The sequence below is a fragment of the Gimesia aquarii genome, assembly GCF_007748175.1.
Classification (GTDB): domain Bacteria; phylum Planctomycetota; class Planctomycetia; order Planctomycetales; family Planctomycetaceae; genus Gimesia; species Gimesia aquarii_A.
In genome coordinates, this window is record NZ_CP037422.1 from 1,956,373 (window position 1) to 1,983,074 (window position 26,702).

The 26,702-nt window shown below is 43.8% G+C and carries 24 protein-coding genes and 1 tRNA gene; 18 read left to right on the forward strand and 7 right to left on the reverse strand.

Going from position 1 to position 26,702, the window contains the following annotated elements; genetic code table 11:
- Window positions 1-10 precede the first annotated feature (10 nt).
- Entirely contained in the window at window positions 11-724 is a 714-nt protein-coding gene (locus V202x_RS07850; RefSeq protein WP_197993283.1) for a metallophosphoesterase, read from the reverse strand.
- 464 nt (window positions 725-1,188) lie between these two features.
- Between V202x_RS07850 and V202x_RS07855 the strand changes: the two genes are divergently transcribed.
- From V202x_RS07855 to V202x_RS07865, 3 genes are all read left to right on the forward strand, one after another.
- Window positions 1,189-1,659 carry a hypothetical protein gene (locus V202x_RS07855; protein ID WP_145172770.1) on the forward strand — a complete coding sequence of 157 codons (471 nt, stop codon included), beginning with the start codon at window positions 1,189-1,191 and terminating at the stop codon, window positions 1,657-1,659.
- A gap of 141 nt (window positions 1,660-1,800) precedes the next feature.
- Window positions 1,801-2,229 (forward strand): hypothetical protein, encoded by a 429-nt coding sequence (locus tag V202x_RS07860; protein ID WP_145172772.1) that lies wholly within the window; start codon window positions 1,801-1,803, stop codon window positions 2,227-2,229.
- Between the two features lie 239 nt (window positions 2,230-2,468).
- Entirely contained in the window at window positions 2,469-3,056 is a 588-nt protein-coding gene (locus V202x_RS07865) for a hypothetical protein (protein WP_145172773.1), read from the forward strand.
- A gap of 112 nt (window positions 3,057-3,168) precedes the next feature.
- On the opposite strand, the gene V202x_RS07870 is transcribed toward V202x_RS07865, so the two are convergent.
- Window positions 3,169-3,393: a hypothetical protein gene (locus tag V202x_RS07870; protein WP_145172775.1), complete on the reverse strand. Its 225-nt coding sequence runs from the start codon at window positions 3,391-3,393 to the stop codon at window positions 3,169-3,171.
- A 740-nt stretch (window positions 3,394-4,133) separates the two neighbouring features.
- On the opposite strand from V202x_RS07870, the gene V202x_RS07875 reads away from it, so the two are divergent.
- Both V202x_RS07875 and V202x_RS07880 read left to right on the forward strand, forming a co-directional pair.
- Entirely contained in the window at window positions 4,134-5,216 is a 1,083-nt protein-coding gene (locus V202x_RS07875; RefSeq protein WP_145172777.1) for a DUF1559 domain-containing protein, read from the forward strand.
- 1 nt (window position 5,217) lies between these two features.
- Complete coding sequence (locus tag V202x_RS07880) at window positions 5,218-5,538, forward strand: hypothetical protein (protein ID WP_145172779.1); 321 nt, start codon at window positions 5,218-5,220, stop codon at window positions 5,536-5,538.
- A gap of 92 nt (window positions 5,539-5,630) precedes the next feature.
- Here the strand turns inward: V202x_RS07880 and V202x_RS07885 are convergent, their stop codons facing one another.
- A complete protein-coding gene (locus tag V202x_RS07885; RefSeq protein ID WP_145172781.1) occupies window positions 5,631-7,217 on the reverse strand; it encodes a sulfatase in 1,587 nt (528 codons plus the stop codon).
- A 160-nt stretch (window positions 7,218-7,377) separates the two neighbouring features.
- Window positions 7,378-7,581 carry a hypothetical protein gene (locus tag V202x_RS07890; protein ID WP_145172783.1) on the reverse strand — a complete coding sequence of 68 codons (204 nt, stop codon included), beginning with the start codon at window positions 7,579-7,581 and terminating at the stop codon, window positions 7,378-7,380.
- 552 nt (window positions 7,582-8,133) lie between these two features.
- Here V202x_RS07890 and V202x_RS07895 point away from each other — a divergent pair.
- The 4 genes from V202x_RS07895 (at window position 8,134) to V202x_RS27420 (ending at window position 12,057) form a co-directional block, all read left to right on the forward strand.
- Window positions 8,134-9,129, forward strand: a complete 996-nt coding sequence (locus V202x_RS07895) for a DUF1559 domain-containing protein (RefSeq protein ID WP_145172785.1) — start codon at window positions 8,134-8,136, stop codon at window positions 9,127-9,129.
- A gap of 63 nt (window positions 9,130-9,192) precedes the next feature.
- On the forward strand, window positions 9,193-9,579 hold the full coding sequence (locus V202x_RS07900) for a hypothetical protein (protein ID WP_145172787.1): 387 nt from the start codon (window positions 9,193-9,195) through the stop codon (window positions 9,577-9,579).
- A gap of 542 nt (window positions 9,580-10,121) precedes the next feature.
- On the forward strand, window positions 10,122-11,849 hold the full coding sequence (locus V202x_RS07905) for a SulP family inorganic anion transporter (RefSeq protein WP_145172789.1): 1,728 nt from the start codon (window positions 10,122-10,124) through the stop codon (window positions 11,847-11,849).
- 49 nt (window positions 11,850-11,898) lie between these two features.
- Window positions 11,899-12,057 (forward strand): hypothetical protein, encoded by a 159-nt coding sequence (locus V202x_RS27420; RefSeq protein WP_197993284.1) that lies wholly within the window; start codon window positions 11,899-11,901, stop codon window positions 12,055-12,057.
- A gap of 130 nt (window positions 12,058-12,187) precedes the next feature.
- On the opposite strand, the gene V202x_RS07910 is transcribed toward V202x_RS27420, so the two are convergent.
- Window positions 12,188-12,272, reverse strand: a tRNA-Ser gene (locus V202x_RS07910).
- Window positions 12,273-12,771: 499 nt separating this feature from the next.
- Here V202x_RS07910 and V202x_RS07915 point away from each other — a divergent pair.
- The 8 genes from V202x_RS07915 to V202x_RS07950 all read left to right on the forward strand — a co-directional run bounded on the left by V202x_RS07915 (window position 12,772) and on the right by V202x_RS07950 (window position 23,297).
- On the forward strand, window positions 12,772-16,395 hold the full coding sequence (locus V202x_RS07915) for a hypothetical protein (protein WP_145172791.1): 3,624 nt from the start codon (window positions 12,772-12,774) through the stop codon (window positions 16,393-16,395).
- Between the two features lie 67 nt (window positions 16,396-16,462).
- On the forward strand, window positions 16,463-17,509 hold the full coding sequence (locus V202x_RS07920; protein ID WP_145172793.1) for a tetratricopeptide repeat protein: 1,047 nt from the start codon (window positions 16,463-16,465) through the stop codon (window positions 17,507-17,509).
- A gap of 161 nt (window positions 17,510-17,670) precedes the next feature.
- Window positions 17,671-18,555, forward strand: coding sequence for a MotA/TolQ/ExbB proton channel family protein (locus tag V202x_RS07925; protein WP_145172795.1), 885 nt, complete (start codon window positions 17,671-17,673; stop codon window positions 18,553-18,555).
- Window positions 18,556-18,629: 74 nt separating this feature from the next.
- Window positions 18,630-19,100, forward strand: coding sequence for an ExbD/TolR family protein (locus V202x_RS07930; protein ID WP_145172797.1), 471 nt, complete (start codon window positions 18,630-18,632; stop codon window positions 19,098-19,100).
- 62 nt (window positions 19,101-19,162) lie between these two features.
- Complete coding sequence (locus tag V202x_RS07935) at window positions 19,163-19,675, forward strand: ExbD/TolR family protein (RefSeq protein ID WP_145172798.1); 513 nt, start codon at window positions 19,163-19,165, stop codon at window positions 19,673-19,675.
- A 914-nt stretch (window positions 19,676-20,589) separates the two neighbouring features.
- On the forward strand, window positions 20,590-21,603 hold the full coding sequence (locus V202x_RS07940; protein WP_145172800.1) for a PIN/TRAM domain-containing protein: 1,014 nt from the start codon (window positions 20,590-20,592) through the stop codon (window positions 21,601-21,603).
- A gap of 54 nt (window positions 21,604-21,657) precedes the next feature.
- Window positions 21,658-22,071, forward strand: coding sequence for a (deoxy)nucleoside triphosphate pyrophosphohydrolase (locus V202x_RS07945; RefSeq protein ID WP_145172802.1), 414 nt, complete (start codon window positions 21,658-21,660; stop codon window positions 22,069-22,071).
- Between the two features lie 167 nt (window positions 22,072-22,238).
- Window positions 22,239-23,297: a GNAT family N-acetyltransferase gene (locus V202x_RS07950; RefSeq protein ID WP_145172804.1), complete on the forward strand. Its 1,059-nt coding sequence runs from the start codon at window positions 22,239-22,241 to the stop codon at window positions 23,295-23,297.
- A gap of 33 nt (window positions 23,298-23,330) precedes the next feature.
- Here V202x_RS07950 and V202x_RS07955 read toward each other — a convergent pair whose 3' ends face one another.
- Together V202x_RS07955 and V202x_RS07960 are read right to left on the reverse strand one after the other, a co-directional pair.
- Window positions 23,331-23,726: a PQQ-binding-like beta-propeller repeat protein gene (locus V202x_RS07955; RefSeq protein WP_145172806.1), complete on the reverse strand. Its 396-nt coding sequence runs from the start codon at window positions 23,724-23,726 to the stop codon at window positions 23,331-23,333.
- An 88-nt stretch (window positions 23,727-23,814) separates the two neighbouring features.
- Window positions 23,815-25,275, reverse strand: a complete 1,461-nt coding sequence (locus V202x_RS07960; protein WP_145172808.1) for a tetratricopeptide repeat protein — start codon at window positions 25,273-25,275, stop codon at window positions 23,815-23,817.
- Window positions 25,276-25,481: 206 nt separating this feature from the next.
- On the opposite strand from V202x_RS07960, the gene ispG reads away from it, so the two are divergent.
- Window positions 25,482-26,627 (forward strand): (E)-4-hydroxy-3-methylbut-2-enyl-diphosphate synthase, encoded by a 1,146-nt coding sequence (ispG, locus tag V202x_RS07965; protein WP_145172810.1) that lies wholly within the window; start codon window positions 25,482-25,484, stop codon window positions 26,625-26,627.
- Window positions 26,628-26,702: the final 75 nt, after the last annotated feature.

Sequence of the window (26,702 nt, forward strand, 5' to 3'; positions counted from 1 at the left end):
CACTTCCATGTCAGACATAACAGAGAACAACTTCGCGAGGACACCGCCAGCGAATCGGCACAAGGTCGCTGATGCCGCGGCTCACGACAAGACGTGTTGTACCGGATTGATGACTCAGATAATTGTATGGGTAAAAAAATGCTCCCGGAAATAAGCGGTTGCGAAACTCGAAGGCAACAAACTGGCACCCATGCAAGTGTCCGGCAAGTATGAGGTCATAGTCAACACTTCGTGATGTTTTCCAGATTCGGGGGTTATGCGCACAAAGCACCCGCACATCACCGGTTGGCTGATCAATAAAGTCAGGGCCATAGACTGAAATCACACGAGAATGGTGTGTGATGTCAATATTACTATCATGTATCCATACACCACCTCCATTGAAAACGGCATCACGTACTTTGTTAGCGCCGACGTATCTGTCGTGGTTTCCACCGATCGCAAGCACCGGCGCGAATCGGGTAAGCTGCTCAACCAGCTCACATAAGCGATCCAATTCGGATAAGTGATCTACCAAATCGCCTCCCAGGAGGATTGCATTTGCGTTGCAGCAACGCACGGCATCAATCACTTGCTGCACAATGTGAGCAGATCTGCCGGTCCGCAAGTGGATATCACTGACGTAAGCTAAACGACACGCATTGGGACACGATGAAAGCCGTTCCTCACGAACATGCAATGGTGCGTTGAGTCCAATTTCCAGCAGACCGGAAAGCAAATCCACATCTCCTGACAGGTAGCGAAAAACAGACAAGAAAAATTTTGGCAGACTCGGATGAGCCCTGATACCGAATCCGTTTTCAAAGCTACAGCTTCACTTATTTTCACTTTGTAAGTTCATCACAAAATTGAGTAGTGATCTTCTCAACTAAGTTACCATTAAAGAGTGTTTTCGTTTTCGAGTGCGAACTGAAAAATGAAAGTGCTCTACATCTCAAAGTAACTGCGATAATAGTAGAAGTCAAGACGTGAGTCGAGCAGTTGAGGTGGTGTTCCTAGCTCCGAACATTGATTGATAACCACCTCTCGCGAACATCAGGGAGATTCACATAGCACATTTAAAATTTCTTTACAATCAAACCATGGCTGATACAATCTCATTAATGATGATGATTTGCGGCTGACGGGTAATAGGCAGAATTAGTTACAAACTAGTCATCCAACATACAAATCCTGGAGCATACATCCATGCCCGAACAAGAAATTCCTGAATCTCGGACATATCGCCACGTCAAGTGCGGTAATGACACAGTCGTTAGTGGCCAACCATTCGAGCTTGTTTCAAATCCGATGTCCAGCATGGAACAAACTCAATGCTCAAGTTGTGGTGCGATGTTTCCCATGTCTGATTTTGAATGGTTGGACACAGGCGAGAATATTCGCGACTATTATACTCGCTATACTAAAGATGCCACCGACGTACAGCATTTCCTATGCTCCAAAAAATTCATGGTTGGCATCATCTTGATTGCGGCTGTATTGACTGCATCAGGCGTTTATCTGTTGGTGGCAAATGATAGCATATTCACTCGCGTCATTTGCCTTTTTGGTGGCTTTATGATCGGTGCCATGATTGGAATGGCTGTATTCGTCATCGGTTTCGCCAATCCAATTAAACGCAAGGTGTGTGGTGTAGCCGACACACGGCTCCTGACTTAGAAAGTGTTCCCGGTACTGCCTGAATCGGCGAATCACCGTGCCATACATCAGGGTGGCCGTGGTGAGAATTTTTCAAATAGATCGTCAACTCCTGCAATCCTCTGATAGCAGATGTGATGCCACTCAAACAAGGTACTACACATGCCGCACCGTCAAGAAATTCAACTCGATAATGGCCATTCAATTCATCTTAAGAGAATTGATCAATGGGAAACCTACGGTGGTCTGTTGGAAGGCGTCCCTACTAAAGAAATGAATGAACGCATCATCAAACGCACAATTGAAGGGGTAAAACAACAATGGCATTTTGCTCCCTACCTGATACAGCCACGGGAAACACTGATCAAAGTAGACCGCGATTATCCTTTTGGTACTCCCGCATCCATTCCTGAAATTACGTGTATCACGAAGTTTGATTGTTTCGACACTGTGCAGGACAAAAATATGGACGCCTCGACATTATCGATCATCTGGTTTCAGGCCGAATTTGCATTTCCTATTGACGACAAGATTCAAGCACAAATTCGATCCATTGATTGGAGTCAATACGCATCGGATTACCAATACTGAATATGGTTAACAACCCAATGTGTCCACTCAAAAAATCAAAACTTTTTAGCAGACTCTAAGTATTGAAATGAGCTACTTCCAGATGACTTGCTAAACAGCAATTCGGGAGAATCTCGGTTCACAACTTATAAGTCCTTGAACTTTCGAGCACTGAACGGTTCTAATGATGCTTATACCCAAACCTACGGCTTGGCAGTTTATCTGCGACCCTCGTCACTTGTCTAAAGGATCTTTGATTGATGATTCCACTAGATGATCCAATGTGGGAATCGCTGCAATATGGCTTTGGCTCTGCATCGAAAATTCCCCCCGCCCTGCGTCTGATTGAAAAGGCGATTATGGAGAACCAGCCACTGGATTATGAACAGACCGGAGATGTTTGGGAAATCTGTCATGATTGGAGTACTTACAATTCAACTTATGCGACGCTCCCACATCTCACAGCGATTTGTAATAAGACGACCCCGGAAAACGAAAACAGGATTTTTCTGCTTAAGTTCTTCGGCTGGGCAACTGCCTGCTTGCGACTAAACAAAACCCCTGCTGCTCCAGAACTCATTAATACGTTTGAGGCCACAATACCTTTCACACGAAAATTGATTCTTCAATCACTTGCGGCAGTTGAAGGCCCACCTCACTTGCGTCCCCTCCTGGGGGCACTTGCAGTCTGCCACGGTGATGCAGAATTGGGACTTGTATTGTATGAACTCTATGAAGGTACCTTCTATTGCGAGAAATGTAAGGCACTGATTCAACCCATGAATACGTCGTTCAACCCGTTTCGTGATATCGAAAGCGGTGCATCATCAAATGATGCACCTAACTAACTTTATGATTCATGAAAGTGACCTTTTTTTCTAGATGAGCAAACAACTCCAGAACTCCACAAAACCCGCATAATTAGGTAATAAATTCGAGCCGAGACCGTCGCATCTCCCCTTATTTTTTCTTTTTCTGTTCGAGAGATGCGCAAACATGGTCTATGAATGATTTTTCGCCATGTACTGAAATGTGCAGGTCATTCTTAAACAGCAGTACCCATTCTCGTTGTGCGGATGCCATACCTGCATAGGTGGTGCCACTTTCCATTGCCTGATAGTTTTTGAAGGAATTGATTTCTGCTGTCTGTATGAAGACTGCCGGATTTTCATCTCTCCCCGGCATAAACAAATCAGGTAAAATTCGCTTGCCTTGTCCACAAACGGTTCGTGCTGGATCTATTTTTGCGGAGAATTTGTTTGTATGGAAATACTATGTGCTGACTCTTTGGCCATTCGATTATTACTTGCGCGATTCTGACAAGTTGTTTTTTACATGAGGTGAAGCATGGCTTTCTGGTCTGCAATTCTCGTCTATCCTCTGACTTTGAATCATCGTCGCGAACGGCATGAAGGTGTCAAGCAAAGATTTGCGCGGTTTTGTCTGAGATGTGGTAGTAGAGCGGTTACTCTGGACTCAATTTATGCGCGTCTCTGTCTCGAAAGTGGTATAGAAAGAAGTGCTCATCGAGAACCAACTCCTATACGCATTAACCAAATCGCTCTGAAACCAGCGGGTTTTATGGTGAAAAGCAGACAGGTGCTGAGATTTGCACCATATCATTTTTTAATCCTCGCGCGCGCGACGCAAAGAGCTAGTTTCTCCAGAGACATGGGCGTGTCAAGTGCATTCTATCTCCCTGTAAATCAATCCCTTACGGTAAATTCTCCTGTTGTGTGCAGGAAACGTACGAAGCTAAGAATGCGATACAGAAATGATGATTTCGAGAAAATAAGTCTCTGGATATTATTTTTTTCCATTGTTGATTGACACAGATGTAGCCTTGGCTACAATATTTAAAAATGTAGCCGATGCTACAATTTATCAACCTACCAAAACCAACCTGAAGCAGAAAGACTGCTGTGATGAGAAAACTAACTTTCCCCGAAACACGCCGGGGTTTTACTTTGATTGAATTACTGGTCGTGATTGCCATTATTGCGACTTTGATTGCCTTGTTACTCCCCGCCGTTCAGCAGGCACGCGAAGCCGCACGACGCAGTCAGTGTAAGAATAACTTGAAACAACTTGGGATTGCCTTGCATAACTATCATGATACTCATTCCGCATTTCCCGCCGGTTATTTTTCGTATGCGACCAGCACCGGTTCAGGACCTGCGTGGGCAAACATTGATCCAGATACTTGGGACGCCGCTCCTGGATGGTCCTGGAGTTCGATGCTACTTCCTTATTTAGATCAGGCGCCTGTCTATAATGCATTGGAAGTGAATCGCGCCTGCTGGGATTCGTCGCATGCTGCGATAGTACAAACGAAGTTACCTGTCTTCCTGTGTCCCTCAACATCGGGTAGTGATGAACCGTTTCTCGTACGAGACGAACCAGGGGCGCCACTGGTGATAGGGGGATCACAAATTCGGTTTGGGCGTTCACATTATGTAGCCAGTCATGGCCAGGAATCGTGTTGGGGAGAGTGCGGAGCCGTCCCTACAGGTATTATTTTTACGAATATCTATACTAAAACAACAACGACAGTGACCATCAATGGTGATGCCTCGCGTGTTGCTGATGGCCCTTTTTTCCGTAACTCCCGAACTAAAATGCGAGACGTCACTGATGGAACTTCCAACACAATCTTCCTGGGCGAACATTCCTCCAAGCTGAGTGACAAAACCTGGGTGGGAGTCGTTCCTGGTGCGTTTACTCATCCTCAATTTTCCAGTCCGGAAAATGGTTCCGATGCCGCAGCGACCCTGTGTTTGGTGCATGCTGGTCCCTCCGGGGGAGAACTGGACATTACCGGCTTTCCGATTGTGCATCCCATCAATTTCCCCACATTTCACGTGGGGCAAATGTATTCAGAGCATACCGGAGGGGGACATGTCTGTATGGGCGATGGTTCCGTGAGATTTGTTTCAGAAAATATCGACTTACTTCTCTTTGCTGAACTTTCGAGTATCAACGAAGGTGAAGTGATTGGAGAATTTTAAGATGAATCAAAGATCACTACAAAAATGCTTCGATATCACACTGCTGACCGCTGTTGTCCTGCAATTAAACGCGTGTGGCTATCCCGAGGTTTCGCCTAAAACTTATGAGATATCCAAGGCCTTGTATTCGATCTGCAATCAAAAAAGTAAGGAACGTCTGGAAACCGTCACAAAACTGATTCAGAGTTCGCTTGAGAGTCAAGAAATTACTGAATCTGAAGCGAACTGGCTGAACGAAATTGTGGCACAGGCCCATGAAGGAGAGTGGGAGTCTGCCACGCTGGAAGCTCGTCAATTAATGGAAGATCAGGTCGGCAGATGAACTAATCTCGATACGTCTGAACCGTAATTTCCTGTTGTCTGGTTGGTCGCTCTGAATGGAATTCGGAACTGTTCACCAGACTTTGATTCATGCTAACGTAATTCGGGTCGAAACTTCTTACGCCATTCGACGGGCATCACACTGATATCAGAGTCATCCTTATACGATTTACGCAGCTCATTGAGCTCAATTTTCATTTTCGCAATCGTGTCAGCGTATTTTGGATTATTATACTGATTCGTCAGTTCCTCAGGGTCTTCCTGTAAATCATAGAATTCCCATTCATCGAACTGATAGAAGCGAATCAGCTTATATCGTTGATTTCGAATTCCAAAATGTTTCGCCACCATATGTACGCTGGGAAATTCGTAGTAATGGTAGTACAAGGCATCTCGCCACTTTACTTTTTCACCTTTCAAGAGAGGGACCAGCGATTGTCCCTGCATATCGGCAGGAATATCTGCACCGGCGATTTCCAGAAAGGTTTCTGCATAGTCCAGGTTTTGAACCAGGTCTGTATTGACAGTTCCGGACTTGGTGACGCCAGGCCATTTGACGATTAAAGGCATCTGGAACGATTCCTCATACATCCAACGTTTATCGTACCAGCCATGATCGCCGAGATAAAATCCCTGGTCTGAGGAATAGATGACGATGGTATTTTGATCGAGACCCGTTTCTTTGAGGTAATCGAGCATGCGACCGATATTTTCGTCGACGCCTTTAATGCAGCGCAGATAATTTTTGATGTAACGTTGATACTTCCAGCGAACCAGATCTTTACCGGTGAGACCCGCTTGTTTCAACTTTTCATTTTTAGGATCAAAAGCGGCGTTCCAGACTTTAAGTTGCCCAGGTGTCATTTTTTTCAAGTTACGGAATCCGGATTTATCGACGGACTTTCCCGCATTGGGGTCCCAGCCATTGATGGGAGGGCCGAAGACGTCGTAGACCAGATTCAGATGACCGTCGATTTCCATTTCCTGATGACGGGCGGGGCTGGCGTTGTCTTTCCATTGATCGAATAGCGTTTTGGGCTCGGGAATTTCGATGTCGTCGTACAGATTCAAATGCCTGAGCGGAGGCATCCAGGTTCGATGTGGTGCCTTGTGTTGACACATTAGCATAAAGGGTTTGTCGGAGTTGGCATTTTCTTTCAACCATTCCAACGCCATGTCAGTAACGAGGTCGGTGCAATAACCGGGAATCTGTTCACGTCCTTTGGCGGATTTGAAATGAGGGTTGTAATAGTTCCCTTGTCCCGGCAGAACTTTCCAATGATCGAAGCCTTGCGGATCGGAAGACAGATGCCACTTACCGATGATGGCGGTCTGGTAGCCTGCTTTTTGCAGCAGTTTTGGGAACGTCTGCTGGTCGCCGTCAAAACGGTTACCATTTCGCATGAAACCATTCAGGTGACTGTGCTTGCCAGTCAGTATGACAGCACGGCTGGGGCCACAAATGGAGTTTGTGCAATAGCTGTTTTTGAACAGCATCCCGTCTGCTGCCAGCTGATCGATATTAGGAGTCGGGTTGACTTGTTCGAGCCAACCCTTATAAGCACCTATTGCATGCGGTGCATGATCGTCGGTGAAGATGAATAAAATATTCGGCCGCTGAGCCGCAAAGCTGGTAGACGAAACAAATAGAAGACAGAGCAGAGTCAAAGCGCGGATCATGAAAACACCTTCAGGAATAATGAAAAATACCACTAACAGATGGTTTCAGATTAACCAATGCAGAGACGTGACGCCAGTAAACAAAAGCTGTGAATCAACTCAATAAACGAGGATTGATTTATTTAATTTGTTAATAAAACAAATCAGATGTACGATACCGTCAATCTTTGCCTTTCAGAAAGATGGCAACAAACATGGGGAGTGTAATGAAAAGCATGAGACACAGCAAAATACTATCGACGGGAATACTTAGTCTTCCAATAACCGAATTCACCACTTGTAAGAAGGCAAAGCCAATCAGAAAGAGACAGACAAAGCCAGTCGTAAAGATGATGCAAAGGTGCAGGAATTTTTTTCTTTTCATGATTTGACTCATCGAGATAAATACTAAGGGAAGATTCAGATCTGAATTGAATTCACCATTTTTGAATCAACAAGATTTCTTGCTCAATAAAACATTCTTTTGTCTTAAAACTCGAATTTTAAAAAACGACTTGATGACTAAATAAATTTGAAATCGATTTTTTGTCATAAATCGTCTCGGTGAAATCCAGCGAAACAGTAATCACTAACCCATAGAGCATTAGTAGAAGACAGCATATATTTACCAAGATACTAATTTCCGTTTAATGAAATCGGCTCAAAAGTATTCTTTTTGTTTCTTAATGAATTCATTTCATCTTTACTTTCGAGCGTCCCCAATTATCGTGTCATTATTAGAAATCATGCTTAATGGCAAGAATTTGACATCGAACTGATCGTGAAATAAAATTCATATATGATTTCAAAAAGCAAACTTTAAGATATTCCATCGTTTGCATAATTTTTTAAGCCAAAAACTTTCCCCCCGCCTCAGTATCTATCAACAAGATATCTCTCCTTAAACTTATTCTTTTTTTCTGAACGGAGCGTGCCCATGTTTAGAAAGCAATTTCCCCTAAGACATCGTAAGGCTTTCACACTAATTGAATTATTGGTTGTGATTGCGATTATTGCCATCTTGATTGCACTATTACTGCCTGCTGTACAACAAGCCCGAGAAGCAGCACGGCGTAGTAGTTGTAAAAATAATATGAAGCAAATCGGCATAGCTATTCATAACTATCATGAGACCCATAGTGTTCTGCCCCCTGGTGGAACATGCTCCCGCAATTACAACTTTGCATCCTGGGGTCCCTGCAGTTATTCCAGTGGCTGGAGTACAACGGCTTTCTTACTGCCTAACCTGGATCAAGCTAACTTGTATAACCTGCTCGATTTTGAGAACCCTCCCAAGGACTACTATTCCACATCGGGAGGATCAACCAATCGCACTAATACGAATGTTCGACTTGTTCCACTGCATTGCCCTTCCGATAAGGAAATTTCTAATAACAAACGACAGACTTCCTATTTGCCGATTTCCGGATCTCATCAAGTTGCTGCTCCGGGCAATCCCGCTAATGGATTAAAGGGAGGGTTATTTTGGACTGACAAACTGAAGTTCCGCGATGTCACCGATGGTTTGTCGAATACGCTTGCCTATGGCGAAATGAACCATTTAGACAAATATTGGAATCAGGGAGGGTCAGCCGCTGCGTCAGACTGTTTGGCAGATTCTACCAACAATGGTTCGAACACGTTGACATATCGAGGGAAAGACTGGTCTACAAAAGAAGGTCGTAACTACATCATTATGGGACGGCCACCAAACTATCCCGCCGCGGACTGCCAGCGCGATGGAAATTGCCCACATTGCCCTGGTACAGTGAATGGACCTGCATATGCATTACCGATGCGTAGTATGCACACAGGAGGTGCTCACGGACTTTTAGCCGATGGTTCGGTTCGATTCCTAAGCGATAATTTGGACCGAACGATTTCTCATGCTCTGGGAACACGAGAGGGTAACGAAGTTCTCGGGGAATTCTAAGTGACATGCTACAGTTGTATGAAATTAAAAATTCAAGCATTCCTAATTCAGGTATCAATACCTATGTATTCTAACAACCATAATATTCTATTCAGAGTCATGTTTGTGAGTTGCGCATTAATCGTTTTCACTGCCTGCTCTCGACAACCAGAGGTTGTACTTCCTGAAGGAACGAAAGTTTCTGGAAAATTAGCCAATGGTGATGTACTCAACGTGGTTTACTGGCCTTCAAAGGAGGAAGAGGAGCCGCACGTGATGCCGGTACGAGATGATCACGTCAGTTTCACTTACGTCTCTGCAGTTCCACCGGGTGAGTATGTTGTCTATGCTTATATCACGGGAGCACGTTCCAAGATTGCAGAGGTTACCGTAGGAGAAAATCCTGTGGTTCTTGATATTCCTGAAGATCTGAAATGGGAAGAAGTGCGAGATCAAATCTCTGGAATGTAAATTTACAAATCAGGAAAGTAATGATAGATGGTCCCTCATTTTGAACAACGAATAATATCAATCAGTACATATTTACATATTGTCGAGATGACAATCATTAATTTCTGTAACGATTATCGTGAATAGGCCATGAACATGACCTAAATTCTGAAGTTCTTACTTAATCGAGGTTGTGAAGAAATTTGGAATGTACTAGAAATGGCGAGTGGGTTCTATTTAACAACTAAAGGAAGTTTGACACCCTTTAGTAGTTTGGTTGATCATCTCAACTCCCCACCTGATTCCCTGCAACACCCCCGAAATAATCATGTGATTGTCTGGAGTCCCCGTTTGAATCAAACGGTTTACAGTTGGTGTTGTTAAATCTTGTAATTCACTTTTGCTTAACGGTAATCCTGAACTACAAGTCTGCTTTTGCACTCGAGCGGATTGTTCAAAGTGCACCCCTTTTCCCGCGTCAGCAGGGAGAGTCTGAAGACGAATGCGTTCGTCGTACAGGCTGACCGTGCGGATCGATTTCGAGAACGTTTATTGGAGTTTTGATGTTAGCGTATTTTTCGAAGCATACTGCTTCTGTCAAGGATGATATTTTATCGGGCTTCACTGTGGCACTGGCTTTAGTGCCTGAAGCTGTTGCGTTTGCTTTTGTTGCTGGTGTCCCCCCTACTGTGGGATTGTATTCTGCTTTCTTTATAGGGTTTATCAGTTCGCTGACCGGTGGTCGCCCGGGTATGATCTCTGGTGCTACGGGAGCGATGGCTGTCGTGGTTGTCTCGCTAGTCGCCATGCATGGCATCCAATACCTGTTCCCCGCCGTTATTCTGTGTGGCTTACTTCAAATCACCGTGGGTGTACTGAGGTTGGGAAAACTGATTCGCCTGGTTCCGCATTCCGTGATGTTAGGATTTGTGAATGGACTGGCGATTGTGATTGGCCTGGCACAAATTGGAAGTTTCAAAACACTGGGTGTCGATGGAAAAATGACGTTCCTACCGGGAACTTCATTAACCATAATGATTTTCCTTGTTGCGTTGACGATGTCTATCATCTTGTTGCTACCCCGGATGACGAAAGCCATTCCGAGTTCGCTCGCTGCGATTATCGTGGTTTCTATGATCGCTATCGGGATCAACAAATTTGCTCCTGAGAACTGGAATCCAACAGGGCAGGCAAATGTTGTGCAAACTGTTGACGATCTGATGATGAATAACCTCAAAGCGAAAGCCGTTAAAGATGCTGCTCTGGCAGTTCAAACTTCTGAAAATCCTGAGATTCAAAACGATCCACAAATAACTGCTGATCTTTCCGTATTAAACGAGGAACAAATCAGCACAGCTATGGCTTCCGTGAAAGCAACAGCAGAACCGTTACCGATGCTGTTCTTTCTCGATTCTCGGTATGTGCTTGCTCCCCTCTCTTGGGAAACATTCATGATCATCATGCCCTTCTCATTGATCCTGGCCGGAGTTGGATTGATTGAATCGTTAATGACTCTCACATTAATCGATGAAATCACCGAAACACGCGGCAGCGGAAACCGCGAATGTATTGGTCAGGGAGCGGCTAACATTGTCTGTGGACTGTTTGGAGGCATGGGTGGTTGTGCGATGATCGGACAATCTTTAATCAATGTCAATTCCGGAGGACGTGGTCGACTTTCGGGCGTTGTGGCTGCAGTAGGCTTATTGACCCTGGTTGTACTTTTGAAGCCTGTCATTTCTATGGTTCCCATGGCGGCGCTGGTCGGTGTGATGTTCATGGTTGTGATTGGAACATTCGAATGGAGCACGCTGCATACCTGGAATAAAGTTCCCAAAAGTGATGTCTTCGTGATGGTTCTCGTCGCAGGCTATACAGTCCTGTTTCACAATCTCGCGATCGCGGTACTGCTGGGGATTGTCGTTCAGGCACTCATTTTTGCATGGCATCATGCCACACATATGATGGCTGATATTCATTTTGAAGATGACACCAAAGTGTATCAATTACATGGTCCCTTGTTTTTTGCATCAGTCAGTAGCTTCCGGGAACTACTAGACCCGGTGAATGATCCACCTTTTGTTGCCATCGATTTCTACTTCTCTCGCGTCTATGACCAATCGGCGATTGAATCGATTAACAAAATTGCGGAACGCTATCGGCAGGAAGGAAAAGAATTACACCTGAGAAATCTCAACGCCGACTGCAAACGCATGATCGAAAAAGCAGGCGATCTGGCAGAAGTCGAAATTTCAGAAGATCAACATTACCATATTACAAAGATGATTTAATCTGGAGTAAGTTCGCTTTCGAAAGCCTTTCACAATTGGAATGTGCGCTATGCATCGCGTTTTGGAACCGATCACTGCCGGTATTTTTTTTGAAATCTGTCGCCATTTGAATGATCTGTTGATGGGCTCGAATAGCGGCTTTCCAATCCTGCTCACGCTCGCAGGCGACGGCGAGAGTCTTCAAAGCATGAAGAAGTTTCATATGTAAGTGTGAGTTTTTTAGAATCACGGCGAGAGAGAAAACTGTCGTGGCTTAAAGATTAGATATCAGATTACAAAAAATACAGGCTTGCAAACATAATTTATACATCAGTTTGCAAGCCTGTATTTTTCCTAAGCGGAGAGAGGGGGATTCGAACCCCCGGTACCTTGCGGTACACCGGTTTTCGAGACCGGCACATTCGGCCACTCTGTCACCTCTCCGTTTCGCCTGACGTGTGTCATTCTTTATATAGACATCACTGTCCAACGTCAAATTCGAAGGCTGACTGGGCTTTTATTCTTCATTTTCAAATAAGCGGTGTACAATTTTGAGGTCAGGTTACATTCACTGCCAACTTTCCCAATGAAAATGTCGTAAGAGATTCGGGGACCTTATCAGGTACCAGATAAAACCAAAGACGTATTGGTTTAACAGCTGAATTATCAACGATTACCAGCATCTTTCTTGCAGAGACCTCTCTCTCGGGATATGCTGGTATTTAACGATTTTCAGCTAAGAATGGTTCTCTCTCACCTCTGGAAAACCATCTCTTTAAGAAAATCGAAATCAGATAGCGAACATTTTGTTAATAAGGTAGGTATAATGATTGTCAAGGTGTTTCCATTCTGTATGGCTTCTTCCAATCGTGTGATTTCGTGGGTTTGAGTCCTTTCTATCACGGCCTTAGTTCATCCGTTCATTAGCGATGGAATTTGTAATATGCGTCTATTCCATTTAGTTTCAATAGTGAGTTTTGCTGCCATACTCACTTCTCTGGCTCCTGCATATGCAGAAGAGCAGTATCTTGAGTTCCTGCAGGGTCTAAGAGACAAAAACTATCACGATACAGCTTTGCAGTATCTCGATCAAATCGACATTGATCAAACAACGCCCAAAGAGATTCGTGAGTTGATTCCTTTTGAGCGTGCTATGACTCTGATGATGTTTTCACGAACTCAGAAGCTCCCGAAAGATCAGGAAGCAACGCTCAATCAGGCGTTAGCACAATTAAAACTGTTTACCCAACAGAGCCCTAATCACCCCAAAGCGGGAACAGCGAGTACCGAACAGGGAAAGATTATTCTGGAAAAAGCGGAAGTTGAAGTTCGTAAAGCTAAAGCCACAGCAGAGGTAAAAAAGAAAAAAGAAGCTCAGGCTGCTGCCAGGAAACTTGTTGCCCAGGCACGTGCAATTTTTCAGAAGGCTTACAATCTGCACGAAAAGACCTGGAAATCGTTCCCAGCTACTTTTATTGACAAACAAAAGGAGCCTGAAAAATACAAAGCCAGAGCAAACGCAGAAATCCAGTTCATGAGCGCGCAGCTCGATCTCGCACAATGTACTTATGCAGAAGCACAAACCTACGATCCTGGTAGTGCCGACTTTAATCGCCTCTTGAAGAAGGCTTCAGAAGAATATGCCAAAATTCACGAACGCTATCGCAGCCAGGTAGGTGGACTTTATGCCCGTATGTGGCAAGGCAAATGCTTTGAAGAACAGGGAGAGTTAGGCCGCGCGCTGGGAATTTATAATGAGTTGCTAGGCCACCCAGGACAATCACAGCCGATCAAACAGTTAAAAGATAATATCTTGCAGTTCCGTTTAATTTGTCTGAACGATGATAAGAAAAAAGATTACGAACTCGTGATCAATGAAGCAGAGGAATGGTTGAAAGCAAACCGTTCACGGAATCGTACTTCTATCGGTCAGGGAATCACCTGGGAGTTGGCGCGTGCTCAAGAAGCGTTAGCCAATACCGAGGGAAAAAAGAAAAACGAGCAGGAACGAATTCTACGACAAGCTTTGAAGAATGCTCGATTTGTTAACGCATTCCGAGGCAAATACCGTGATGTTTCCCGGTTATTGATTAGTCGTATTACCGCAAAGTTACAAGGAAATTCCGGAGGAGATCCTCAAGATTTTGAGACGGCCTATGGCTTAGGGCAGGACCGTGTTAAGCAGACCAAAACCCTGAAGGACAAACTTGCCGCTGCTAAGTCAGCAAAAGATAAAAAGAATGCCCAGATCGAACTCAATCAATTCATGGAAGAAACGGCCCGCATTCTGAAAATTGCCCTGAAATTGGCCGACAACAAAACAGATCCCAAAGAATTAGATCACGCTCGATTTTTACTCTGCTATACATACTATAATTTGAGACGAAGTTATGAATCTGCAATTCTTGGCGAATTTATCGCTAACTTCCATCACAAAGATAGTGAGCAAATCGCTTTGGATGCGGCTTACCTTGCGCTGGCAGGCTATCTACAGGCTTACAATGATTCACCCAAAGAACAGCGGTATGTTGATAATCAGCATATGGAGAGCATCTGTAATCTGATTACGGCTAAATGGCCTGACAGTGATCGCGCCAACGACGCCCGCATTCAACTGGGTAATATTTACAGTCAGACAGACCGTCCGGTAGAAGCTGCCAAGTGGTACTCACAAGTCCCTCCGACAGCACCACAATATGTCGATGCCCAGATTAGAGCAGGGCAGGCTTACTGGAATAGCTATCTAACGACAATGTCGCGAAGATCTGACGATAAACCGGCTGATGTAAATCAGTGGGCTAAACTCGCAGAGAAACACCTTCGAACGGGTATTTCAGCAACTTTAAAATCTCTACCTAAGACAGCAGCGACACCAGAAAATCTCACCGCTGCGAAAGCTTCACTTGCTCAAATCGCTTTGAACAACGGCAACTATCAGGAAGCTGTCGATATTTTGTCGAAAGAACCACACTCCGTCCTGAAAGCAATTCACGTCGCGAAAGGCAAAAAGCGACCTGCCAAGGGAGTTCAAAGTAGCGAATTTGCCAATCTGGTGTATCAACTTCAATTGCGTGCTTTTATTGGCTTACAACAGATTGAATTAGCTCGGAAAGCGATGAAGCAACTTGAAGAATCTGCATCGGGATCTGGCGGAGAATCCATTACCGAAATGTATCGCCAACTGGGCGAGAAGATTACTGAAGAGATTGAACGTCTGAAAGCAGCTGGTGATACCAAACGCATTGATGACGTACGCAAGTCACTGGAAACATTTTTAACTGACATCTTCAAGCGAAAGGACCAGACATACGGTTCTTTAGTTTGGATCGGAGAAACTTATTTTGGGATGGGACAAGGAGCCAGTGAGAACCCAGCCATCGCCCGAAAATACTTTGACAAAGCAGCAGCAGCCTTTGAAGAGATCCAGAAACGTCAAGACGCTTCAGGCGATTTCATCCCTGGAAATTTTCAAGTTGGAATTACTCTGAGACTTGTCAATTGTAAACGTCAGCAAGGTGAGTTCGAAGAAGCACTGGAATTAATCACTCCAGTTCTTAAAGAGAAGGACAAATCGCCTGAAGTTCAGTTTGAAGCAGCTTCCATCTTGCAAGATTGGGCTGGCAGTGGTCAGGGTGATTCTCACAAAAAATATCTGGACGCCATTAATGGAACTACACTTTCAGATGGTGTTCTTGTTCGCGGTTGGGGTTATCTAGCCCGTCTGTTACAAAATTCGATCGCTGCTACTGGGCGCGATGATTTAAAGAAAATGTATTATGATTCACAATTCAATAGCATCGAGTCTCGGCGGAAATATGGAATTGCCATCAACAGTGAAGATGAATTGAAGCGTGCTAAATATGAAACAAATGTCTTTGGTCAGATTAGCGTTGATTTGCCAGATGAAGTCTGGGAGCGATTTAACCAACTCTATCGACAAATTCAAACTGACTTGGGTGAAGATCCACAAAACCTGGAACGTCGCAAGACCGCAGCACAAACGATAGCTGAAAATGGAGCGGCACAGTTAAAAACAGAAACTCCGGCAAACACACAGCAAAAAGTAGCACAACAATCTGCAACAGCGCCGCAGACAGAAGCCGGGTCTAATACGATTTTATTCCTGGTTGTCATACTTCTGGGAATTGGAGGTGCTGCCGCGTTTTACTTCTTTGGCTTAAAGCCTGGCAAAAAAGCCCGGCCGTCATATCAACTTGCTTCAAATGTCACAATGCCTTCACAGATTCCTGAGCCACCCCCGGCGCTCAAACCGAATCGTTCTACAAAGACCAAGTCCTCCAAGCCGCAAGTTGTTGTGGAAAAATCACAATCCCCAATAGAGTCAGAGAAGGTCAAAAGTAAAAAAAGACCTGCGCAAGAGGAATCAGGTAAGGAAAAACGAAAACTAACACCGGAACAAATTGCGGCGCGTAAAGCGAAGCTGGCCCAAATGTCTCCAGAAGAATTAGCCGCTCGTAAAGCAGCAATTGCCAAGAAAAAAGCCGCACAAGCAAAACAACAAAAACAGTCACGACCTCGTCCGGAAAGCGAATCAAAGGACGCTTGATATCCTTTAAACAGACAAAACCACGTATCCGTGATGAGACTATATTATCGTTGAGGAGCAAAAACTGATGAAACGCCCAATCTGGTTCTGTTTAAGCCTGCTGGCAAGTTTTCAAATTCTACTGGTTTCAAATCTCGAAGCCGCAGATTCGGTTTATCAGTACAACAGTAGCAGCCCATTGCTAGGCGATGTCACTGGATATACGAAAACTGAACTGACTTTAAAACGGGGCACGAAAAGCGTTAAAATTCCTGCAAATGAAGTTGAGCGAGTACGCTGGGATGGCGAACCACCACAATTGAATATTGCTCGAAATCAAGAGCGGAATGGGAACTACGCTGCAGCGTTAGAACAATATAAAAAGTCACAGGCGAGTGGCAGTGCCAACCTCAAGAAGGATTTGCAGTTCATGATTGCCCGCGCGACTACCAAAAGCGCACAATCAGACGCTGCCGCCTTGGATAACGCTATTAAAATGCTCGATACATTTATAAAAGCCAACGGTGATCATTATCAATATTACCCGGCAACAAAATTGCTGGGAGAAGCCTATCTGGCAAAAAAGGATTATGCTGCAGCAAACAAAGCATTCAGTACTTTGGAAACATCCCCGTGGAAAGACTACCAGATGGATGCCAAAAATCTGAAAGCACGCGTTCTGCTTGCACAAGGGAATGTCAACGGCGCATTAGCGGCATTCAATACCGTTGCCAAAATGGATGCCAAATCAGAATCAGAATTAGCCAGTAAAAGAGCAGCACAATTAGGCAGTGCCTGGTGTTTACAAAAAGAAGGTAAGCCTAAAGAAGCGATCAAGAAGCTCGATGAAATCATCAAAAGTGCTAATTCCCAACAAAGCGCCTTACTAGCAGAAGCCTACTTAAGAAAAGGAGACTGCTACCGCGAATTAGGAGAGTCCAAAGAAGCATTAATTGCCTATCTTCATATTGATGTTTTGTTCCCCACAGAGCCTGCAGTCCATGCTGAAGCGCTTTATCGCCTTTCTAATTTGTGGGGGAAAGTTCAGAAACCCGAGCGTGGCGTCGAAGCGCGTGCCGTCTTGCAACAACAATATCCCAACAGTGAATGGACGCAAAAAGCGACAGGAAGCTAATTTTTTAGTACGAATGTCAGATTGCTGGAAAGATTCAGTCAGTATTCCCTTTACAATGCAATTTTGACCTATAAATAATGAACGAAGTTAAAAATACTTCATATTTGAAACACAACAAATCCACGATTTACACTCCTTTCAAAAGACCGGAGACCACAGCAATGATGATGGGGAATTCCTTGGAACGGAATCAGATTTCACTGGCTTATCGTAGCCTGAGTATATTACTTCTCTGCGCAGTCGTTTTTACACCGATTGGCCTGAACTCAAAAATCTGGGCATATCAGGATGAAAAGACTCCCGCCGCAGGAGAGGCCCCCGCAGGTGGTGAAGCCGCACCGGCAGGCGAAGCACCGGCAGCTGGGAATGAAGCTCCTGCAGCAGAAAACCCTCCTGCAGAAAATGGTGCTCCTGCAGCAGCAACGGAAAGTTTTCTGTCCTGGATGATTCGTGCCTCAGGTTTCTTTGGTTTAATCCTGCTCTTACTTTCGTTTTTGATGGTTGCTTTGATCATGGCAAATGTGCTCTCAATTCGACGAGACAATCTGATGCCTCCCGATCTGATCGGCGCCTTTGAAGAAAAAATCAATAGCAAAGATTATCAAGGCGCCTATGAATTAGCCAAAAGCGATGATTCATTCGTTGCCCGCGTGTTGGCTGCAGGCTTAAGCAAGCTGAATCAAGGTTATGCGGAGGCTATTGAAGGCATGCAGGAAGTTGGCGAAGACGAAAACATGGCAATGGAGCACAAGCTAAGCTATCTGGCACTGATTGGTGCCATCGCTCCCATGATCGGACTGATGGGAACTGTTTACGGTATGATTTTGAGTTTCCAGACGATCGCAAGTTCTGCAACTTCACCTAAACCTTCTGAATTGGCAGACGGTATTTCAACGGCGTTGTTTACGACTTTGGAAGGTTTGACTGTCGCAATTCCAGCAATGATTTTCTATAGCCTGCTAAGAAATCGTGTAGCTCGGTTTTCGCTGGAAGTAGGAATGATTAGCGAAAGCCTGATGAACCGTTTTTCTGCTAATAGTAAATAGAGCCTGAACTAATTAAACAGTTTTGCAGCAAATACGGTTCAGAACACAACTCTGTTTGAGTGGAGAACTATCCAATGCGAATTAAATCTCAAAAAGCGGCAGTCGCTGATGTCGACATGACACCGATGATTGATATAGTCTTTCAACTAATCGCTTTTTTTATGGTGATTACCAATTTTGAGCAGATTCAGGCAGACGAACGAGTGAAATTGCCTTCGGATTCTCTGGCAAAACCTCCTGAGACCAAAGCAGCCGATGAACTCGTTTTGAATATTGGCTTTGAACGTAATCAGCAGGGTGAAATTACAGACCCCGAGGCTTATGTTTTTTATACTGGTGAAAAAATTCCAGTACTGAAATTTGGACCAAAGTTCGAACAGGAAGCACGTATCTACAAGCAGAAAAATCAGGATCCGAATGACGTTCCCGTCATACTAAGATCGGATGCTTTAGTAGATACGGGTCTGATACAGGATCTGATTAAGCTCGCTCAAGAGAATGGTTTTACAAAGTTTGCATTCAAGGCAACGCAAAAGACTCAATAGCAAAGTATAGTTAAGAATTTCTGTAGGTTCTACAGATCTCTTTATGACAGGATTATATTCCTATGAAGTTACGTAGTTCAGGCCGGGAAGCAGAAAAGATCGAGCCGCAGATGGCGCCGATGATTGATGTTGTCTTTCAGTTATTGATCTTCTTTATGTTGACACTGAATATTGTTGAACCGGAAGGTGATTTTAATGTCAACATGCCGATCACTGATGACTCTAAGCCTTCTGATGATATGCCTCAGTTCCCTGACATTAAAGTCAGGCTCGTAGCCAATGAAGATGGATCACTGAATACCATTCGGCTGGGACAGGTCAATTTGGGAAATGGACCGAATGTCTTTGCTGGTTTGAATAATGAGATCTTAAAAATTATCGGGAGACCCGGTAATCCAATTACAAAAGATATGGAAGTCGAAATTGAAGCGGACTACAATCTGCACTTTGAATACACTTTGAAAGCAGTCAGTGCTTGCACAGGTCGGCTTGATTCTTCGGGAAAACACATCATCCGTTATATAGAGAAAATCAAGTTTGCACCTCCCGTTGGTGGCCCCACTGCTGGAACTTAAATACAAGACTTTCAGTGTCTTTGGAAGTTCAATTAGTTTCTCTGGTACTCCAGGAAATCTATTAAGATTTAAGTTCTTTACTCGTTCTCGGAACCTTTGCACTTCTTTTTGCATCTAGAGAGTAGCAATAACCAATCTCTTTGGTTTCTAACGCAAGACTATCTGTATGTCTACTCCTTGAATTTCGACAGTGATTTGAGTTAAAGATCACGACCTGTATACAAAGGTAGCTGAGAATAGGAATCGCGTTCTCAGATGGAAAGAGTTCTGATTACCTGTGTATTTATTGAGATTAAGTTACAGAATCAGTTGATACTATTTCCTTTTCAGTGGCGGGAGTAATTTTGATTAGCTATAGTGTACGATTATTATTTTCTCATATTGAGAAAGTAGTTTGATATAACAGCTTAGGTTTTCAAAGTTGATGTGACCGAGAAATGAAGGCTGCAATATGTTGTGTGTTTGGGAGATCACACAATGATTTTGTTGCTTCGACATCTGTTAGCAGCAACACATTCCGTTCGTTTGTTTGAATGATGAAGTTTTAGTAAAGGAATAGGCGAGGTCCTTAACTTAAACTAAATAAAAGCGATCTTGGAATGTCGAATTGTTAATAGATTGAACTAGATTGTTTTGCGTAAATCACGCTCTATCAGTCAAGTTCGTCAGGAAAATCAAATCAATATTTTGTTGGTTCAATTTTTTAAAACCTGTTATTGTCGATGTCAAAATCATTCCCAAACTCTCTGGATGTCTAACACCATTTACCGGAGAACAGGAATGTTTCTGGAACATGTCCGAATTATCACATCGGACTTGGACAGACTTTTGTTAAAGTGGGAGTTAGAGTGGGGAGAGTTAATTGGGACAAATAACTAGTACCATTGTCTTAGACTCAAAGTGACCCATTTAAAATGCTATTAATAAGTATCCGAGTGCTTTACGCTTTTGTTTGTGCAGGAGCAATTGCAACCTATGTCAGTTCCAATCCCCCCAGCCCTGTCGATCAATACCCTCTGGTCGCATTTGTGCTCTTGATGATCTTTACCCAGGGCGTTACCTGCCTGGACCTGCTCATCAGTCGAAAGCGCATCGAAGTCATTTCAGCTATCTATTTTGGGTTATTGGTAGGGGTGCTACTTAGTTATCTACTTATACAGGCCCTAGGACCTGTGATTTCAAAGACGCCGTGGGGTGAGGGAGTGGTAATGATTACCACTTTAACACTGCCTTATCTATGTATCACGTTTCTTTTACAAACTAAAGATGATTTCAGGTTCATTGTACCTTATGTGGAATTTTCGCGTGAATTAAAAGGGGGGCGTCCTTTGGTTCTCGACAGTAGTGCTCTCATTGATGGCCGGATTGCTGACGTAGTCGAAACCAAAATTCTGGACTCAGAAATGATTGTTCCCGACTTTATTTTGAAAGAAGTACAAGATATTGCTGACAGTAGTGATAAAGTGCGCCGCGTTCGTGGACGTCGTGGGTTAGATATTCTATCTACTTTACAGAACAATCCGAACGTAGATATCTCTATGCATGAAGCTAAGGAAACGGACAAAGAAAAAGGTCTGACAGTCGATCAACGATTGGTTGTGGCCGCGAAAAAACTTGGTGGAAAAGTAGTAACGAATGACTTTAATCTGAACAAAGTCGCCAGCGTACAGGGAGTTGATGTTATCAATCTCAATGACGTGGCAAACTCATTAAAACCACGTTACCTGCCTGGCGAACATCTTCAATTAAAGATTATTAAAGAAGGAGAGTCTCAGGCCCAAGGTGTAGGTTACCTGGATGACGGAACCATGGTGGTTTGCGAACAAGCAAACCATTTAGTAGGTCGCGACGTTGATGCTGTTGTCACCAGTGTTCTGCAAAGTAGCGCAGGCCGCATGATTTTTGGACGCGTGACTGAAAGTCGTTAAGTGCTCTTATTTAAGTCTCTCTGAACTGCTTCCGGAACGAAACGGACTGAAGCGATGAGCGCTCGAAAATCAAACCGAATCGGAATTGCCGTTGTTGAATATCAACGGCAATTCCTGATTGGGGTCCGGGATGCACACGCTCCACTCGCAGGGTTCCATGAATTTCCAGGTGGAAAATGTGAGCCAGATGAGTCTGCTGAGCAATGCGCGGTAAGAGAATGTCTGGAAGAAACGGGCCTTAAAGTCACGGCCTTGCAAGAAATACGTTATGAAGAGCATGCATATGATCATGCTGACGTTCAACTGCATTTCTGGTTATGCCAACCCGTTGAGACTCAGACAGTTTTCACCGATCAAAATCTGAAGGGATTCCACTGGATTCCGGCAAAACACCTTTTGGATCTACGATTCCCTGAAGCTAACAAGAGTCTCATCGAACTCCTCGTAAACACTTATGCTTCAGAATGATAACAATTCTATCAAAAGATACGATCTGATAAAGTGCATGACTTTGATCACTAACATCAATCAACGTTTATCGAATTTGACTTCCAACACCTGTGGCCTAGACTTCATGAATGTTAATAACTACTGTTTTCTCAGTCATTTATCATGTATAGACGGGTTCATTCTGTATGGGTTATTCAATCACTCAGACAACTCCGAGTGACGATCATGAAGAACTGCTTTCGTTGATTAATCGGAATTTTAAGAAAACTGATTCTCAATGGTTTAACTGGTCTCATCAGCAAAACCCTTTTGGTGATAACTATTGCTGGTTAGCCAGAGAAGAAGCTGGAAAACTAGTTGGTTCGACCGGTTTATTGCCCCGTCGTATGAGTTCACCGAAACAACCTTTTTTAGTGGGTCAGGCTGAGGGAATCAATGTCGATGAAGCACATCGTGGTGCTCAAGCTGCGCTCAAACTACAACGCGCTTTAATTTCCCATTTACCAGACACAGAATTTGATTTTGTATTTGGGATGACAGAGACTGCTGCCGCAGTTTTTAAACGATGCCGATATCAAGAAATCGGAAACTTCCAATATTGGGTAAAACCAATTAGAAGTGAATATAAATTAAAAGACAAAATTCGAACTACGATCTTGAGAAAAGGCATTTCATCTCTCGTTGATCTCTCACTACGAATTTATTCTCTCGAAACGAGAACGTTTTTATCTCATCGTATCAAAGTCAACTTTGATGCACCGATTGATGAACGCTTTGGGACGTTGTTCTCTGAATATTCCGATGGAAGTATAATGGTAGAGCGAACTCGTGAATTTCTGGAATGGCGTTTTCGCCATGAGCCAGACACAAGATTTCATATTCTAACGTTAGAAAATCCACAACAGGAACTGTTGGGTTATATGGTTTATGTTTTGGGAGAATCTGGTAGAAATGGTGATTATGCCGCAGGAATTCAGGACTTCTTTTGTCGCGATCAGAAATCATTGAAACAGATGTTAGCAATATTCTGTGAATATACACGGCGAATTGGGATCGATTCTATTGTGTTCAATTACTTTGGGAAGAAAGAAGTCATGAAACTACTGACAAGATTTGGGTTCTTTCAAAGACGCTCAACCATCAAAGTCTTTGTGCATGCCAATCAGCATAAGCCAGACTTCGATATCAAGCCCATTCTCGATTCTGACCGGTGGCACTTAACGAATGCCGAGTTGCTATCGTAAAAAATGTCTCTTATGCTACCTGATAAACCTTACCTATTGCCCTCCCGTTTGCTGTCTGCGCTGTTCGCGCGCGAGGATTTCAGCAGCGGGAGAGGTGTTGCTGTTGAATTGCGCAGTGGCCAATGAAGGAATTCCATACCCGAATCCTTTCAGAGGATTAAACCAGATTTGGCGTCCTGTGAGAGGATCTAAACAAAACGTGTAACCGTCAACGGACGCGAATAACTGATCATCGTCTACTAAAATCGAAACATAATTCGACCTGCCTTTTGGTGTTTTCCAATTCCAGATCATGTCGCCCGTATCCCGATCCAGTGCAATCACGCGTGAGTTAAAACTTACGAAAAGCATGTCGGCAATCGAAAGTGCTTGAGATTCCGGAGAGCGCCCACTTGAGTCTTCTATATCATCCAGAAAACCGTCACTCATTTGACCCTCGCTAACGTTTAAAGCACTCGAACCAACGAACAAGTATTTTCGTTCAACCTAACCAGCTTTTAAGAATGAAAGTTCGATCTCAATCAATGGGACGAATGACAGGCTTGGCAGTCGTTTTTTCTTCATTCAATTTAGTGGGGCCCAAAGAAGGATCGATGGCGACGGCACGTTCAAAATCTTCGGCGGCCTTTTTCAGTTTGCCTTGCTTCTTGAGCGTCTTCGATCGCATCAGATAGGCCTTCGCTACAATTTCATCGATGCGTTTGGCTCGTTCGAAGTCACGGAGCGCATGCTCAATATCACCGCGTTTCATGAAAGCATCACCGCGAATTGAATAGGCTTCTGGATTCGGTTGTATGTTGATAGCTCGAGAGCACTCCTGAATACATCGATCAAGTTTATTTTCTTCCAGGTAAAGTGCGCCACGAATATAATAGCCACGCCCCGTATCCTGGGTTAGTGAAACAATCTTCGCATAATCCTGCATTGCTTTTTCACGCATCTCTGACTTCAAGTAAAACTGTGCACGCTCTAATACGAGATCTGCATCTTTAGGTGACTTGGCAATCCTTTCGTTGATGACTGCCAGTTTCTTTAACCAACTAATTTTTTCTGCATCTGCCTTCGCTTTTTTCGGTTGATTCATCTTCTCATATACAACCATCCGCTGCTGATAAAATTTCAGGTTCTGGGGACTGAGTTGAATCGCGGTTGTAAAATCTTCTGCTGCCTTTGCAAATTCTTTTTGTTTCTGCCAAGCCAGTCCACGATTATCATAGGCATTCAGATATTTCGGCTCTCGCTTAATCACCTCGGTTAAAGTCTCAATGGCTTTGCCGATTTCATTTAAATTCATCAGAGCAAAACCCAGATTGTTCATCGCATCGAGACTATCCGGCTGGATACGTAAAACCTGCTCAAAGTCAGCTCGGGCCTCCTTTAGTTTTCCTGATGTTGCAAATAACAAACCACGATTATTAAACGCCTGGTAATCATCTGAGTTGAGTTCGATGGCCTTCGAAAAATCTTTAATCGCTAGCTCACCGCCACCTCGTGTTGCAAAAAATAGCCCCCGAGTCAGGTAATACTGCCCAGTTTGGGGACTCATCTCAATCGCTTTTGTAAGATCAATTATAGCGTTGGCGTCCTGTTTCAGATCAGCCCACACACTGCCTCGATGAAAATAGTACTTAGATACATGTGGATTGATATTAATGGCCGTGGTGAATATTTGGATGCTATTAGCAAATTCCCTTTTTTTTAGAGAATTGATAGCTTGAACAAAAAATTCCTCTGCTTTTTTCACAGTGGCTTCATCTACAGAATTCGGATTTTGAGAAATCTCCTGTCTTGACTTCACAGATTCTTTTGCATGAGGTTTGCTTTTCGAGGAAGTATCACTTTCGGCCTCTTGATTTTGCGATACATTCTCTTTAGCTTGATTTGACTTAACTGCTTTCTCTGAAGCCGTTTGTGCATCAGATCCACAGCCACTGAGCACACATAAACCGACTAGCATCCCTGCAATTTGACGATTCATTTTTATTCCGCCTACTTTGTATCCGACTCATTTTTGCATAAAATAGCAATACTTAACCCAAGGCTTGTAAAAAGACATGAAAAATCTGTCAATCCCAATTGATTTTTATCTATTTTTCATGAATGGACGTTGAACTCTGGATCTTTTACAATCCGTGAATTTGAAACCGAAAGCTGAGCATCGATATACCTTAAAGGATAAGCAACTTGCAGTTACCACGAAATCCAACAAGAGCAGTGAAAATTGGTGCCATTACGATTGGAAACGAGAATCCCATTGCCGTTCAAAGTATGACCGCCACGAAAACTAGCAACATTGATGCAACCGTTGCCCAGATTCATTCACTGGAAGAAGCAGGAGCTGATATTGTACGAATTGCTGTCGATAATAAACGAGAAGCAGCCGCACTCATCGAAATTCGAAAACAGACGACTGTTCCACTATCTGTAGACCTACAGGAAAACTACCGATTGGCGGAAGTCATCGCGCCATATGTAAACAAACTGCGTTACAACCCGGGACATCTTTATCATCATGAGCCAGAAAAACCCTGGCAAAAGAAAGTGGAATTTATCGCAGAAGTTGCAAAAGACAATGATTGCGCGATCCGCGTTGGCGTAAACTGTGGTTCAGTCGATCCGGCAAAACTCGAAAAGTATGATCCTGATGACTCTATCTCTCCCATGCTGGAAAGTGCTTTCGATCATTGCGAACTTCTGGAATCAATTGATTTCACCCGGTTTTGTGTCTCTCTAAAAGATTCAGATCCAGCAAAAGTAATTGAAGTGAATACGCGGTTTGCCACAAAACGTCCTGATATCCCACTGCACTTGGGCGTGACGGAAGCCGGCATGCCTCCAGATGGAATCATAAAAACGAGAATGGCCTTCGAACAACTAATCAGTAAAGGCATTGGGGATACAATTCGCGTTTCCTTAACCGTTCCCAATGATCGAAAAGGAGAAGAAATCGAAGCTGGGCGCACTATTCTGGAAGATATTGCTGCCGGACGCGTACGAACGGTTGTTAATTTTGCTCAAGAGGGCATTAATATCATCAGCTGTCCCAGTTGCTCTCGTGTGGAAAACGAGGTGTTTGTTGATTTGGCAGCGGATGTCAAAAAAATGACTGAATATGCCAAAGAGCATAAAATTACAATTGCAGTCATGGGTTGTCGAGTGAATGGTCCTGGAGAAACAGATGATGCAGACCTCGGCCTTTGGTGTGGTCCTAATTATGTCAATCTAAAGAAAAGAAGCGAATCTTTAGGCCGATATTCCTATGATGATATATTACCTCGCCTCAAAGGTGAATTGGATTTACTCATCGAACAGCAATCGGCAAAAATTTAACTGTCTGCTTCATTTAATATAACAATCATTCCTATTCCCAGAACCACACTTTCTATTAAGGCATGGATGTAAGTC

Excerpts from the sequence above, each read along its gene's own strand:
- V202x_RS07855 (WP_145172770.1), top strand. The coding sequence starts at position 1,189 with ATGCCCGAACAAGAAATTCCTGAATCTCGGACATATCGCCACGTCAAG.
- V202x_RS07915 (WP_145172791.1), top strand. The coding sequence starts at position 12,772 with ATGCGTCTATTCCATTTAGTTTCAATAGTGAGTTTTGCTGCCATACTC.
- V202x_RS07925 (WP_145172795.1), top strand. The coding sequence starts at position 17,671 with ATGATGATGGGGAATTCCTTGGAACGGAATCAGATTTCACTGGCTTAT.
- V202x_RS07900 (WP_145172787.1), top strand. The coding sequence starts at position 9,193 with ATGTATTCTAACAACCATAATATTCTATTCAGAGTCATGTTTGTGAGT.
- V202x_RS07905 (WP_145172789.1), top strand. The coding sequence starts at position 10,122 with ATGTTAGCGTATTTTTCGAAGCATACTGCTTCTGTCAAGGATGATATT.
- V202x_RS07885 (WP_145172781.1), bottom strand. The coding sequence starts at position 7,217 with ATGATCCGCGCTTTGACTCTGCTCTGTCTTCTATTTGTTTCGTCTACC.
- V202x_RS07875 (WP_145172777.1), top strand. The coding sequence starts at position 4,134 with ATGAGAAAACTAACTTTCCCCGAAACACGCCGGGGTTTTACTTTGATT.
- V202x_RS27420 (WP_197993284.1), top strand. The coding sequence starts at position 11,899 with ATGCATCGCGTTTTGGAACCGATCACTGCCGGTATTTTTTTTGAAATC.
- V202x_RS07890 (WP_145172783.1), bottom strand. The coding sequence starts at position 7,581 with ATGAAAAGAAAAAAATTCCTGCACCTTTGCATCATCTTTACGACTGGC.
- V202x_RS07950 (WP_145172804.1), top strand. The coding sequence starts at position 22,239 with ATGGGTTATTCAATCACTCAGACAACTCCGAGTGACGATCATGAAGAA.
- V202x_RS07895 (WP_145172785.1), top strand. The coding sequence starts at position 8,134 with ATGTTTAGAAAGCAATTTCCCCTAAGACATCGTAAGGCTTTCACACTA.
- V202x_RS07945 (WP_145172802.1), top strand. The coding sequence starts at position 21,658 with ATGAGCGCTCGAAAATCAAACCGAATCGGAATTGCCGTTGTTGAATAT.
- V202x_RS07920 (WP_145172793.1), top strand. The coding sequence starts at position 16,463 with ATGAAACGCCCAATCTGGTTCTGTTTAAGCCTGCTGGCAAGTTTTCAA.
- V202x_RS07930 (WP_145172797.1), top strand. The coding sequence starts at position 18,630 with ATGCGAATTAAATCTCAAAAAGCGGCAGTCGCTGATGTCGACATGACA.
- V202x_RS07955 (WP_145172806.1), bottom strand. The coding sequence starts at position 23,726 with ATGAGTGACGGTTTTCTGGATGATATAGAAGACTCAAGTGGGCGCTCT.
- V202x_RS07860 (WP_145172772.1), top strand. The coding sequence starts at position 1,801 with ATGCCGCACCGTCAAGAAATTCAACTCGATAATGGCCATTCAATTCAT.
- V202x_RS07870 (WP_145172775.1), bottom strand. The coding sequence starts at position 3,393 with ATGCCGGGGAGAGATGAAAATCCGGCAGTCTTCATACAGACAGCAGAA.
- V202x_RS07960 (WP_145172808.1), bottom strand. The coding sequence starts at position 25,275 with ATGAATCGTCAAATTGCAGGGATGCTAGTCGGTTTATGTGTGCTCAGT.
- V202x_RS07865 (WP_145172773.1), top strand. The coding sequence starts at position 2,469 with ATGATTCCACTAGATGATCCAATGTGGGAATCGCTGCAATATGGCTTT.
- V202x_RS07935 (WP_145172798.1), top strand. The coding sequence starts at position 19,163 with ATGAAGTTACGTAGTTCAGGCCGGGAAGCAGAAAAGATCGAGCCGCAG.
- V202x_RS07940 (WP_145172800.1), top strand. The coding sequence starts at position 20,590 with ATGCTATTAATAAGTATCCGAGTGCTTTACGCTTTTGTTTGTGCAGGA.
- V202x_RS07880 (WP_145172779.1), top strand. The coding sequence starts at position 5,218 with ATGAATCAAAGATCACTACAAAAATGCTTCGATATCACACTGCTGACC.